Below are 13,456 nucleotides of genomic sequence, written 5' to 3'. Positions count from 1 at the left end.
TCAAATAATTTACTTCTCATATTCCTTTAATATTTTTTGATGAGCAGCAACTAGTGGATATTCATATAGATTCTGCTCATTAATCCACAGATTTGAATCTTCAGCAATTTCATCACTATATCCTGTTTGTACATTCACACAGTAACTTTCCATTTCCCAAATACGATGAGAAAACACATGAGTAAAGGTTCCGATTGGTTCAATGCAGTCGATTTCTTTACAAATTGGGGATAACTTTTCTAACAAAAATTCTCTTGGTTCTTTCTGTCCTGTATATTCAAAACTTAAAAACTCGTAAAAATTAGCAAGTAATCCCGTTTCAGGACGTTTATTCACTAAATATTCACCTTGTTGATTTTTAACGATTGCTACAACAAGTTTTGTTTTTGTTTGAGCATTTACTTTTGTTTTAACAGGTAATAAATCATCAATTCCCTGTTTAAATGCCTGACAATGTTTTTGTACAGGACAGTCTAAACATTTTGGAGATTTTGGTGTACAAATTGTTGCTCCTAATTCCATTAATCCTTGATTAAAAGCACTCGGATCTTCATGGGAAATAACTTCTGAAACAACAGCTTCAAAAATCTTTCTCGTTTTCGCTTTAGCGATATCTTCAAAAATACAACACACACGACTCATCACACGAAAGACATTTCCATCAACGGCTGGCGCTGGAATTCCAAAAGCAATACTGCTAACAGCACCTGCTGTATAAGGTCCAACCCCTTTTAACTTAAGTATTTCTTCATGAGTTGTAGGGAATCCTCCCATCTCTTCAATCATTCGTGCACTTTCTCGTAGATTGCGAGCACGCGAGTAATAACCAAGACCTTCCCATGCTTTTAATAACGTTTGATCATCAGCTTCGGCTAGTTCTCTTGTCGTTGGAAATAGCTTCATAAAACGTTCATAGTAAGGAATAACCGTCACAACTTGTGTTTGTTGTAACATAATTTCTGATACTAAAATACGATAAGGGTCACGATTGATACGCCAAGGCAGATCACGCTTAACTTTATAATACCAATTAATTAAATCATCTTGAAATGCTTTTATATTTAAATGCTCAGTATAATTCTCAAGCAATATGTTCACCTACTTTTCTTCATAATCCTAGTCTAACAGATATCAGATTAAATTAAACGCAAAATACTACAAAATTCTTACGTTCAACAAAAATAAAAAGCACCCGCAGGACACATAGTACATTTCGGTGCTTTTCATTTAAAACTAACGTTTAATTGGTGAAATTATAGTTTTTAAACCCCTTCTATAATTTCATCTTAATAAGTATTATACTCGTCTATTCACTAAAATGCTAGTGGTATTATCAACCACACAATTGTTCGTTTAATACTTTTGCAAGTGGTCGAATATCAGTCCCTTTTAAAAACTGAAACTCAACCTGATTAATAGCAGATGCCCATACTTTTAGTTCCGCATCCATGTCAAAGGTTCCTGCACTTTCACAAGAAAAACCAGTTAACTTAGAATAAGGTAAAACCATGTACTCTTTCTTACGACCAGTTACACCTTGAACATCAATAATTAATAATTTCTTATTCGTTACAATTAATCGATCTCGAACTGATTTATAAGAAAGTAATACTTCCTCATTACTACCAATTAAAAACTCAAACATACCTAACCCATCATCTAATTTAGTAGACATAAGACCGACAATCTTAGGGGATAGTTCTGGCATCAATGATTCCTCCTTTATACTCGATAAATCAATAATTTATTAAATTACTCTACATCATTATATTGTATTTTAAATCTTTTTATTCAATAGACTATACATTAAAAGGTGCCTTATGGCACCTTTTAATTATTCTTTAGATAAAACAACAGCATCTTGTTTATCTAATTCTGTTAAATAAACGTTAACAACTTCTTTTTGAGACGTTGGAATGTTCTTTCCAACATAATCCGCGCGAATTGGTAATTCACGATGACCGCGATCAATTAACGTGGCTAATTGAATGTTTTTGGGACGACCATACTCAAGTACTGCTTCTAAAGCGGCACGTACAGTACGTCCTGTATATAAAACATCATCAACCAAAATAACAGTCTTCCCGTTTAATGTCATCGGTACTGTACTCTGGTTTACAATAACTTCTTTCATTTCACGTGTAATATCATCTCGATATTTTGTAATATCTAACTCTCCTAACGGAACAGTAACACCTTCAAATACTTCAATTAAACGAACAAGACGTTCAGCTAAATATGAACCACGCGTCTTGATTCCAATAATAACAACATCATTTAAATTATCATTTTTCTCTAAAATTTCATGAGCAATCCTTTTTAATGAACGTGTAATCGTATCTTGGTCAAATAACACTTTTTCCATTTGAATTACAAGACCCCTTTCTTTTATGACATAGGTTGTCTTTAGAATATCACAAAACATATAGATTTTGAATATGAAATACAAACTAATACTTTAAAACCTCATGTAATGAAATTTTATCAAGCTGAACTTTTGAACACTTCATGGCAATCAAGTAAGTCATCATAACCGTAAGTCCCCCAATAATAGTTTGAGCCATTGTAAAATCCGTTGGAATTGCCATTGGAAGTTCGGAAGCAATCAGCGTCATAATATAATCGACTCCTGCTCTAGTTAGGGGAATACTCAATAAATAAGCTATCATCACAAAGGGGAAATAGATCGTTAACACCATTTTCGAAATCTCATTCTCACAGTATCCCATCACTTTAAGAATCGAAATCTGTTTCTGATTTTCATCAATAATGAAGGTTGTAATCAATATCATCATAATGCTACCCAAAATAACAGCAACAACTACCATAATCATTAACGAGACTTGAATCATGTCCATCCCAACTTCTATATTTCTCGCTAGATCATCGATGGAAAAAATATAAGAAAGGTTTTTATCACTATCCGGTCGATCATTACTCCATTTTCCATTATAAACACCCGCTTCAAGATCTAGATTTCTAATTAAGCCATTAAGACTTGTATAGAGCATCGGACCATTGTAGTGATTAACAATCCCAACCACCGGATAACTGAGCACCTTTCCTTTAACTTGAAGAGACAGTTCATCACCTATTTGTAATGAATAGGCACGAGCAATAAACTCGTTAATAATCACACCATCTTTCGCCAAAGAGGTAATTTCTTCGCCCGCCGCATTATAAAGCGGATTGATAAAGTTATAAGGATCGATACCGTACAAACAGAAAGCTGTATTTTTCTCATCTAAAATCGGTTCTACCATATATTCTAAAAATGGAGTTTCTGTCTCAGTAAATGGTTTGTTAATTAACTTGTTGTACTTAATTTGATAACTGTAATTAACGTTTTTAAACGCCTTATCCACAATATTCTCTACTGACTTAAAAGCGATTGAGGAAAAAACAAGGAAACTACTTGCTACTAGCACAATACTAAACAATGAAAGTATTTTTCCAATATTCCTAAAAGCCAATGAATATTTAAATCTTGTTTCAAAATCAAATGGCTTTAAAAACTTCATTAACCATTTAGAAACTGTTGAAATTTTCAAGTAACTACTTTCTCTCATTAACTTCAATGGTTCATCTTTAAGTAAAACTAATAAGATTACAAAACTTGCAAATCCAACAACAATCATCGGATAGATAATACCGCCTAACACTAACTCTTTCTTAAAATAAAAGCGAATCAATGGAACAATATAACTTGTCATATAAGTATTGGTCAACATAGCTGCTACACCTATCCCCAAAAAGAAACCGATTAAACTACCAATGATGGTAGCAAGGAGCGGATAGGTGACATAACTGACTGCAATCTGAAATGAACTATATCCTATGGCTTTTAAAACACCAATTTGAACACGTTCTGCATTAATTCTCTTTTTCATGACTAGCACAATGACAATGACAGACATCATCAATAATAATCCTGTAAAGGTCATTGATAATAATTGATTACTACTTAAATGAGCATTAACAGTACTAATTCTAACATTAATATCTTTGCTCATCGCATAAGACACTCCTTGAGTATCTGAAATTTGAGAGACAACAGATTCTAAGTCATCTACATCATGATTGAAATAACCACTATATAAGACCCATTGCTTTTCATTAAAGGCTTCATAAGCTGTTTCTGTCACAATCGCAATCGTCTCACGGGCTGGCTCATACAAAGGGTTGTCATAATTAAAAATAGGATAAATATAATCAGGAACGGCAACAAAAGCTGAAATGACAAATGATTTATCATTTAATAAGATTGAATCACCAATACTTAATCCATTAGAATCCGCATACGTTTTAAAAATAGCTACTTCATCGTTTTTGATTGGTAACTCTCCATCTAATATATACGTTAGATTAACTGAATCAGTCTGCTTAATGACACGATAATCATACGTTTGTCCATTGACCTCTGTTATCACATCACGATAAAATCGACCTTCAAAGGTCACATCAAACTCATTACTTAAAATCTCTAATTGATCATCATAATAATCAATTAACGTATATTCATATTCTTTCATTAACTGACTTTTGGATTGATCAGCTAAAGCAGAGACACTAATCCCCTTCCTTGAAATCATCTCTTTAATATCGTTAGTTGTTGGAGCAGATAAGACAACAAAGAAATCTTCCTGATTCATTTTCTGAGTATAGTCAGTTAAGAAATAACTAACTGATGAGATTGATCCCTGTAAAGCGACATAAATAAAAGAGGCCATCATAATTAAGGCAACAATAGATAAGAATTGAAAAGGTTTCTGACGAATAGTTCGTAATAGATTCTTTGATAACATTAAGCCCAACTCACTTCAGAGGCACGCTTTTTATGAGTATTATGTCTAACTTCAACAATCTCACCTGACTTCATGCGGACCACTTTATCTGCCATATCTGCAATTCCTAAATTATGAGTAATTAAAAAGATAGTCGTCTGAAACTCTTCATTAATACGCTGTAATACTTCAAGCACTGTTTTACCTGTTTCCTCATCTAATGCCCCAGTTGGCTCATCACAAAATAAAATCGATGGATTTTTAGCAATCGCTCGTGCAATTGCCACCCGTTGCTGCTGTCCCCCCGATAATTGATACGGAAACTGACTAAATAAATCATCAAGCATCACTTCTTGTAACACCTTTTCAACATCTAATGGATGATGACTTAAACGGGCTCCTACTTCTACATTCTCAAACACAGTCATATTCGGCATAAGATTATACTGTTGAAAAATAAACCCTAATTCTTTTCGTCGAAAATTTGTTAGTTGAGAGCCTTTCATCTTTGTAATCTCTTCTCCATTAACAATAATCGTCCCATCATTCACATCATCAAGACCTCCACTAACATGAAGAAGTGTTGATTTCCCTGAACCCGAAGGACCTAATACAACCACAAACTCCCCTTTATTAACTTCTAAATTGATATCTTTTAAAGCAGCTGTTTCAATATCACCTGCTCGATAGTTTTTGCATACGTTTTGAATAGAAATTAACATCATCTCACCTACCTCATCTAAAGACATTCTAGATTCAGTATTAACATAAAAAGGAATTTTATACCTTTTATAACCATAAATATTTTATTTTTCAATGATCATTTCATTCTTGTCTACCGCTCCATTTTAAAAGGCTATAAAAAGATATAGGTTTCTAAAGTTCGTTTATGCTAAAATGAAAAGGATAAAAAGATGAGGTGTTACATAATGTCCATTATATTAACTACGCTAAATTCAAAATATATTCATACTAACTTAGCCATTCGTTATTTAAAAGCAAATGCTCCAGAATTCGATATCACACTAAGAGAATATACACTGAAAGATACACTCGAAAATATTCTTGAAGATTTATTATCACGTAAACCAAAAATCATTGGATTCAGTGTTTATATTTGGAACGTAGAAAAAACGTTACAATTAATTAAGCTTTTAAAAGAAAAAGATCCCACGTTAACTATCTTCATGGGAGGTCCGGAAGTTTCTTATGATTTCGATGTTTGGTTCTCAAGAAGCCCAATTGATTACATTATTTATGGTGAAGGTGAGCTCTCATTTAAAGAATTAATGGAAGCTTTACACGGAAGACGTGAGGTGTCAGAGGTACGAGGAATTGTCTATCGTAATCTGGTGACAAATGAGCCTGTGCAAAACCCAGCTGCACCAATTCTTGATCCGAAAGAAATATTATCACCATTTTATTTTGAAGAAGATATCCCACACTTACCAAATCGTATTCAATATATTGAAACGTCTCGTGGATGTCCTTACTCATGTCAATATTGTTTAGCTTCTGTGGATAACAAAGTTCGTTATTTTGATATGGAAAAAGTCAAAGATGAAATCCGTTATTTAATGAAAAATGGCGCAAAAACATTCAAATTCTTAGATCGTACCTTCAATATTAATAAAAAATATGCACTAGAGATGTTTAATTTTATCATCGAAGAGCATTTACCAGGAACACAATTCCAATTCGAAATAACGGCTGATATCATGCCAACTGAATTAATTGACTATTTAAATGAGCATGCTCCTGCTGGATTATTCCGTTTTGAAATTGGAATTCAATCTACTTATGAACTCACGAACCAATTAGTTAAACGTCGCCAAAACTTCGATAAACTGACAACAAATATTTTACGTATTAAAGAAGGTGAAAAGATTATTCTTCACCTCGATTTAATCGCCGGATTACCAGAAGAGCCTTACGATCGTTTCGAACAATCATTTAACGATGTTTTCGACTTACGTCCAGAAGAATTACAACTTGGTTTCTTAAAAATGTTACGTGGAACAGGGCTTCGTAAACAGGCCAATGAATTTGGATATGAATATGATGAATTCGCTCCATATGAAATGAAACGAAATAATGCATTATCAGAAGAAGACGTCCATAACATACATTTAGCAGAAGAAATTTTAGAGCGATACTGGAATGCACATCGCATGGATTATACAATAGCTTACTTAGTAGATGGACCATTTAAGGCTTCGCCTTTTGCATTCATGCAACAATTTGGAGCCTATTGGGAAAATCGATATTCTTGGATTAAATATCAACTAAGTGATTTATTTATACGATTATACGATTACTTAGAAAGTATCTCTTACGAAGAGTTACAAACCGTTCTTTCATACATGAAACTTGATTATTTAGCACAAAGTAAAATCAAACCAAAAATTTGGTGGGAAGATCGTCTAAACAAACAAGAACGTCGTCAAATTGTTAATCGTCTAGCTGAAAAATCGGAAAAAATGATTGATTTACTTAAACATCACCAAATTAACTTACCGGATATGTTCAAATATGCCGTTGTTGAACCGATTTATTTAGATGAAACTTTAAAACCAACAGATGAACTTCACTATCTAATCGTCGTTTACTTACCAAATCATCCGACTTACTATTATATTATCAAAGAAGTAATTTAGATAGATTAATGCTCTTCATTAAACACAATAGACTTAAAATTATCCAACGTCCTTCATACAGGCTGATATAAACCTTAAATTTTTTACGATGGGCAAAAATGACAATTTCTTATATGGATAATAACGTTTTAAACCGCAATAATTGTTAAATTTTACACATCTTTAAATTTATTAATGATATAATCATGTTTGAATAAATTAATATCTCGTTATGCTTTTCAACTATTAAAGGGAGTGCAACCATGTTTATCTTTAAAAAGATTAGAAATCTACTTCATTCCACCCCGACACGTTTAATTGCTGGATACTATTTCTTATTCACGGTCGGGTTTGCCATCTTACTTTGGCTACCATTTAGTCTTCAAGAAGGAGCGTCAATATCCTTTCTCGATGCCCTCTTCGTTTCAACGAGTGGACTTAGCAATACTGGATTATCACCTATCTCTACAGTTGAAACATTTAGTCTTCCAGGAATCTTAATTCTTGCATTAAATCTCCAAATTGGAGGACTTGGACTTATGATGATTTCAACAGCTATTTGGTTATTAGCTGGTCATAAAATTTCAACTCGGGAACGAGCACTTATCATGACTGATCAAAATCAAATCAATCTAAGTGGGGTTGTCAAACTCGTTAAATCGGTTTTAATCTCATTCTTAGTGATTGAATTTATCTTTATGATTATACTCGGAAATTACTTTTACTTTGCAGGATATTACCCCGTTTACTGGATAGCCATGCTTGAAGGATTCTTCACAACTGTTTCATCGATTACGAACTCAGGATTTGACATTACAGGAGCGTCATTAATTCCTTTCCAAAATGATTATTTTGTTCAAACTTTACTTATGTTTTTAATGTTCTTTGGCGCAATGGGATTCCCAGTTATTCTAGATATTCAAAAATACTTCAACTGTAAAAAAACAAAGCAACGATTTAAATTCTCAATTTATACTAAACTAACAATGATTACAACGATTATTTTATGGATTGTTGGAATTATCGGATTCTACATTTTTGAATACAATCATTTCTTGGCAGATAAGGGGCTTATTGAAGGATTCTTCTATGCGACATTCAATTCATTAAGTACTCGTAATGCTGGATTTGCAACGTTTGATATGAATGCTTTCTCAACTGCTACTTTAACAATGTTCTGTGGTTTAATGTTTATCGGTTCTTCTCCAAACTCATCAGGTGGGGGAATTCGTACCACAACATTCGCTTTAATGGTTTTAGCTATTTTATCATTTGCTCGCGGAAAACAATATGTTAATATATATGGAAGAGAAATTGAGACACAGACCGTTTATAAATCATTCATGATTTATATTGTTGCTACTTTAATTGTTTGTCTCTCGACACTTCTTATCTGTGCAAGTGATTCATTCTCATTAATGGAAATCTTCTTCGAAGTCTGCTCAGCCTTCGGTACAACAGGATTATCAATGGGAATCACAGGTAGCTTAACGGTATTTGCTAAAATTGTCCTTATCGCCACTATGTTCATCGGACGTATTGGAATCATTACTTTCTTAATGATCTTCCGTGCAAATGCTCATCCAGCTAAAGTTCGTTATCCAAAAGCAGACATAATAATTGGATAATTTATGAATTTGAACATTTTTGTACAATGAAAGTACTTTCATATGGTAAATTAAAGGTAGGAGCTCATTTGATTGAGTGACTACCTTTTTTTATTACTTCCATTATTCAAGTATGAAAAATTAACAGTGCTTATCTTTTTTTCTTTGAAGCAATATATAATTAGATTTAAAGTTAGGTTATACAGTAAATGATTAGATTAATTTATGCTAACCAGCTAAAATGAAGTTAGTAGGTTATTTCTTATCCTAATCTCCATGATTACGATTTATTTACCTAGTAGCATGATTAAAAAGTAAGCAAATTAGCTCATACTTTTAATAATAAATTATATTAAGTAGATTCATTTAGTAATACTTCAATCAAGTGATATAACATAGAGAAACATCCATCTGTTTTAATTTTAAGTTATTTAAATTATTGATAAATAACACTAAAAACATTATGATATTATTAAATGATACCGTTTTTACAAAAATAGGAGGAGATAACATGGTACTTGATCGTTCAAAAGATTCTAAACCATTGTACTTACAAATTAAAGATATCTTAAAACACAAGATTATCAATAATGAATATGCTGTCGGAAGTACAATTCCATCAGAGAATGAATTAGAGGATATGTTTGGGGTAAGCCGTATGACGATTCGTCAAGCTGTTAATGAATTAGTTAACGAAGGTCTTTTAAGAAAAGAACGCGGACGCGGAAAAGGAACCGTCGTACTATCAAATGCAATTGCTGATAAATTATCAACAGTAAAAAGTTTTACTCAAAAAATGCAAGAACAAGGATTAGTATTAAAAAATAAGCAAATTAATATTTCATTAGTCACACCAGATGAAACAGTTGCTGCTGCATTAAATATTGATCCGAGTGAACAAGTTTTACGATTAAGCCGTATTCGTATGGTTAATAACGATATTATTATGTTCTCCATCTCTTATATTCCAGGATTTTTAAATTTACCATTCGATGCTGAATTATATGGATCACTTTATCAATTACTATCGGCACAAAACATTCAAATTTCTCATGCTGAAGAATATATCGAGGCCATGCTTGCTGATGACTTAATTAGCCAAGCACTAGAAATTTCATTAAACGATGCAGTACTAAAACGCACTCGTATTAGCCAAGACCAATATAATCGTAATATCGAATACACAACAACATATTACCGCTCAGATAAATATAAATACGTCGTTGAATTAACAGTCTAACTAAAAGTCATCTCTGAAGAGATGACTTTTTTATTTGATTTAAAATCAGTCAATGACCCGCTTCACAATCATCGTGACCAATGAAGTCATATCCATATCCTTATACGTTTCATCAATACGCTCTTTCCAAGATTGAACATGGATCTCGTGATCACTCTCTCTTACTTCTATCCAACCTTCTCCTCCTGTGTGAAGAACCAATATAAATACATCCTATCCTCTTCGACTTCTCCAAAGATATTTTCAGTATACATTTTTAACTTTCTATTGTCTCTAATCCTTCATCCATTCTTAAATTCAAAAGTTTCATCTACTCCTTGTCTCGATTCTCATCCCTTTTCTAACTCTAAAATGTATTAACTCCACTTTCATACTATCACCTCTTAAAATACATTTTTCACCATACTTATGCCATATCTTCAGTTTGGTATACGATCTCCGAATGCAATCATACTAATAGTAGCAACTCAAATTAAAGAAGGTGTTAAAATTGGAAGAAACTCAAAAACTTAAAGTCATCCCACTTGGTGGTCTTGGTGAGATTGGTAAAAATATGACTGCTATTGAATATGATGACGAACTCATTGTCATTGATTGCGGAATCGCCTTTCCTGATGAAGATATGTATGGAGTTGATTTAATCATTCCAGATATCTCATACCTTATTGAAAATGAATCGAAACTTAAGGGAATCTTCATCACACATGGTCATGAAGATCATATTGGAGCTATTCCCTTCATCTTAAAACAAGTCAATATCCCCATCTATGGAACACGACTAACCATTGGTTTGATTGAAAATAAACTAAAAGAGCACGGATTACTAGCTACAACCTCACTAAATATCATTAAACCTCGTGAAAGTGCTAAGTTTAATCATTTAGAAGTGGAATTTATTCGTAACACCCATAGTATCGCAGATTCTTGTTCACTAGCCATTCATACCCCTGTCGGAATCATCTTCCATACTGGGGATTTCAAAGTTGACTTAACTCCAATTGATAATGAGCCGATGGATTTTGAACGTATCTCTGAACTTGCTAAAGAAGGAATTCTTCTTCTGATGTCGGATAGTACAAACGTTGAGCGTAAAGGCTATACGATGTCCGAACGTGTAATCAGTGAGACTTTTACAAAACTCTTTGAACATGCCACAGGTCGTATTATTGTCGCCACGTTTGCATCAAATATTCATCGTATGCAACAAATCATTGATGCATCTAAACGATATAACCGTAAAGTTGCTTTTAGTGGACGTAGCATGGAAAATATCTCTAAAGTCGCCACTGAACTGGGCTATCTTCATATCGATGATGACCAACTTGTTAATATCCATAATATTAATAGTGTAGCAGATGATGAATTAACGTTAATTGTGACAGGTAGTCAAGGCGAACCAATGGGCGCTTTAGCACGTATTGCTTTCTCTAATCATCGCCACATTAAGTTAAAACCAAATGACCTATTCATTATTTCAGCTTCACCAATTCCGGGAAATGACAAATTAATTGGACGTGTCATCAATGAGCTCTATCGTAAAGGATGTAACGTCATCTACAAAGATTTAGAAGCTGTTCACGTATCAGGTCATGCCTGCCAAGAAGAACTCAAACTAATACTTAGACTAACCCATCCGAAATTCTTTATGCCGGTTCACGGAGAATACCGACATCTTGTTCATCATAAAAATCTTGCTGAAAAGGTTGGAATTCCGAAAGACAACATTCTTGTCTTATCCACAGGTCAAGTTCTTGAGCTAACACCTTACAGTGCTGAAGTTAATGGGCGTGTTCGTACAGGAGCTATCTTCGTGGATGGAATCGGTGTTGGAGATGTTGGAAATGTTGTCTTACGCGACCGCCGAATGCTTGCCGAAGGTGGAATGTTAATCGTTGTCGCCACAATTGATAAAGAATCAAAAACATTAGTCAGTGAGCCTTATATTGTAACACGTGGATTTGTTTATGTTAAAGAATCAGAAGATTTAATGAACGAAGTCAAACAAATTACTCAAACCGAAATTGAAATGCTTCTTGAAAATGAAACAAATGAAATTCTCGTGATGAAAAACCGTATTAAAAAAGCACTCGAACGTTACTTGTATGAAAAAACAAAACGTCGTCCAAGTATCTTCCCAATTATCATGGAAGTCTGACATAAAAAAAGGTATCTGAATTTATTATCAGATACCTTTTTCTATGATTTCTAGTAAAGCATTAGGTCCTTTATCGAGTAATTCTTCAAGTTTTCCGCCTTGTTCACAATATGAAATTACAGCGAACATTCCTGAGATTGAGGCATACTTGTCCCAGAATGAACCTGTATTTGCTTTCGAGAATGCTTCGGGAGTTAAGGCATATTCTTGTGTTAAGTAATAGCGTAATTTTTGATACACTGACTCACGTCTATTGTTCATTTTGTCTGTATGCCAATCTAATGATAAGACATCCTCTTTATATGATAGGAAATGTGCAATTCCTTCATCAAAGACAAGTTGTTTTAAGACATTAACCTTTGGTAAATGCTTAGAGTATGGATATCTTTGGCTCATTAAGACATGTGAAAGCTCATGCGTTAGAAAATCAGCTGCAATGAAATCAAGTTCCTCTAAACTATCAGCATACGTACATAAACGGACTAAATCTAAAATAATGCAACGCATTCCAGACTGATCTTCCCTGACGACTCCATCATAAGGTTTCGGTGATCCAGCAATTAAATAAATTGCAGTTGTATCTGGAATTTGCATATCACCAAATACTTGGTGCCATAATGCTTCATTTAATGGTTTGAAATTATATAATCTATTTTGAATAGTCTCATATAAATGAACTAATAGCTCTTTATTCACATATGATGGTTCTTCAAATGTATATTGTCCAGGTACAATTGTATGATAAATCCAATGTTCCTTTACTGCATCTAAATTTCCATGTTCTAAAAATGAATCAATAATCTCAGTTTTAATAATCATTAAGGCTCCACCCCCTCTATTATTTTACCATAATTTTATACCCAACAGGGTCCACTCGATAAACCTCTACAAAATTTATCCAAAATTATTAGTACATAGGGAATCATGTTCCTAAATACCTATCATAAATAAGGTTTAAAATAATACTACATAAAAAATGTTTACTACTAAAATCACAACTAGCATTTGACATAATAAAAAAAGGACCCCTGAAA

10 protein-coding genes are annotated in these 13,456 nt (G+C 33.3%); 4 read left to right on the top strand and 6 right to left on the bottom strand.

Annotated elements, in window-relative coordinates:
- Window positions 1-9 precede the first annotated feature (9 nt).
- From mutY to J0J69_RS09840, 5 genes are all read right to left on the bottom strand, one after another.
- Window positions 10-1,089, bottom strand: coding sequence for an A/G-specific adenine glycosylase (gene mutY, locus J0J69_RS09860; RefSeq protein WP_212724328.1), 1,080 nt, complete (start codon window positions 1,087-1,089; stop codon window positions 10-12).
- Window positions 1,090-1,333: 244 nt separating this feature from the next.
- Complete coding sequence (locus J0J69_RS09855) at window positions 1,334-1,708, bottom strand: PH domain-containing protein (protein WP_055243373.1); 375 nt, start codon at window positions 1,706-1,708, stop codon at window positions 1,334-1,336.
- Between the two features lie 126 nt (window positions 1,709-1,834).
- Window positions 1,835-2,365 carry a bifunctional pyr operon transcriptional regulator/uracil phosphoribosyltransferase PyrR gene (gene pyrR / locus J0J69_RS09850; protein WP_055243372.1) on the bottom strand — a complete coding sequence of 177 codons (531 nt, stop codon included), beginning with the start codon at window positions 2,363-2,365 and terminating at the stop codon, window positions 1,835-1,837.
- Between the two features lie 85 nt (window positions 2,366-2,450).
- Window positions 2,451-4,805 carry an ABC transporter permease gene (locus tag J0J69_RS09845; RefSeq protein ID WP_212725729.1) on the bottom strand — a complete coding sequence of 785 codons (2,355 nt, stop codon included), beginning with the start codon at window positions 4,803-4,805 and terminating at the stop codon, window positions 2,451-2,453.
- Window positions 4,805-5,509, bottom strand: coding sequence for an ABC transporter ATP-binding protein (locus J0J69_RS09840; RefSeq protein WP_370456856.1), 705 nt, complete (start codon window positions 5,507-5,509; stop codon window positions 4,805-4,807). The genes J0J69_RS09845 and J0J69_RS09840 overlap by 1 nt, the downstream gene beginning before the upstream one ends.
- Window positions 5,510-5,713: 204 nt before the next feature.
- On the opposite strand from J0J69_RS09840, the gene J0J69_RS09835 reads away from it, so the two are divergent.
- The 4 genes from J0J69_RS09835 to J0J69_RS09820 all read left to right on the top strand — a co-directional run bounded on the left by J0J69_RS09835 (window position 5,714) and on the right by J0J69_RS09820 (window position 12,422).
- Window positions 5,714-7,441, top strand: a complete 1,728-nt coding sequence (locus tag J0J69_RS09835; RefSeq protein WP_055305365.1) for a B12-binding domain-containing radical SAM protein — start codon at window positions 5,714-5,716, stop codon at window positions 7,439-7,441.
- Window positions 7,442-7,683: 242 nt separating this feature from the next.
- Window positions 7,684-9,048 carry a TrkH family potassium uptake protein gene (locus J0J69_RS09830; protein WP_212723273.1) on the top strand — a complete coding sequence of 455 codons (1,365 nt, stop codon included), beginning with the start codon at window positions 7,684-7,686 and terminating at the stop codon, window positions 9,046-9,048.
- Window positions 9,049-9,538: 490 nt separating this feature from the next.
- Window positions 9,539-10,267 carry a GntR family transcriptional regulator gene (locus tag J0J69_RS09825; RefSeq protein WP_055243367.1) on the top strand — a complete coding sequence of 243 codons (729 nt, stop codon included), beginning with the start codon at window positions 9,539-9,541 and terminating at the stop codon, window positions 10,265-10,267.
- Between the two features lie 490 nt (window positions 10,268-10,757).
- On the top strand, window positions 10,758-12,422 hold the full coding sequence (locus J0J69_RS09820; protein ID WP_212725731.1) for a ribonuclease J: 1,665 nt from the start codon (window positions 10,758-10,760) through the stop codon (window positions 12,420-12,422).
- A 27-nt stretch (window positions 12,423-12,449) separates the two neighbouring features.
- Here J0J69_RS09820 and J0J69_RS09815 read toward each other — a convergent pair whose 3' ends face one another.
- On the bottom strand, window positions 12,450-13,241 hold the full coding sequence (locus J0J69_RS09815; protein WP_055243365.1) for a hypothetical protein: 792 nt from the start codon (window positions 13,239-13,241) through the stop codon (window positions 12,450-12,452).
- Window positions 13,242-13,456 lie beyond the last annotated feature (215 nt).

This window comes from Turicibacter bilis (genome assembly GCF_024499055.1).
In the GTDB taxonomy this organism is placed as follows: domain Bacteria; phylum Bacillota_I; class Bacilli_A; order MOL361; family Turicibacteraceae; genus Turicibacter; species Turicibacter bilis.
This window is presented reverse-complemented; position numbering and strand designations above follow the sequence as displayed.

Coding starts and splice junctions, on each gene's coding strand:
- J0J69_RS09855 (WP_055243373.1), bottom strand. CDS start 1,708: ATGCCAGAACTATCCCCTAAGATTGTCGGTCTTATGTCTACTAAATTA.
- pyrR (WP_055243372.1), bottom strand. CDS start 2,365: ATGGAAAAAGTGTTATTTGACCAAGATACGATTACACGTTCATTAAAA.
- J0J69_RS09845 (WP_212725729.1), bottom strand. CDS start 4,805: ATGTTATCAAAGAATCTATTACGAACTATTCGTCAGAAACCTTTTCAA.
- J0J69_RS09840 (WP_370456856.1), bottom strand. CDS start 5,509: ATGATGTTAATTTCTATTCAAAACGTATGCAAAAACTATCGAGCAGGT.
- J0J69_RS09835 (WP_055305365.1), top strand. CDS start 5,714: ATGTCCATTATATTAACTACGCTAAATTCAAAATATATTCATACTAAC.
- J0J69_RS09830 (WP_212723273.1), top strand. CDS start 7,684: ATGTTTATCTTTAAAAAGATTAGAAATCTACTTCATTCCACCCCGACA.
- J0J69_RS09825 (WP_055243367.1), top strand. CDS start 9,539: ATGGTACTTGATCGTTCAAAAGATTCTAAACCATTGTACTTACAAATT.
- J0J69_RS09815 (WP_055243365.1), bottom strand. CDS start 13,241: ATGATTATTAAAACTGAGATTATTGATTCATTTTTAGAACATGGAAAT.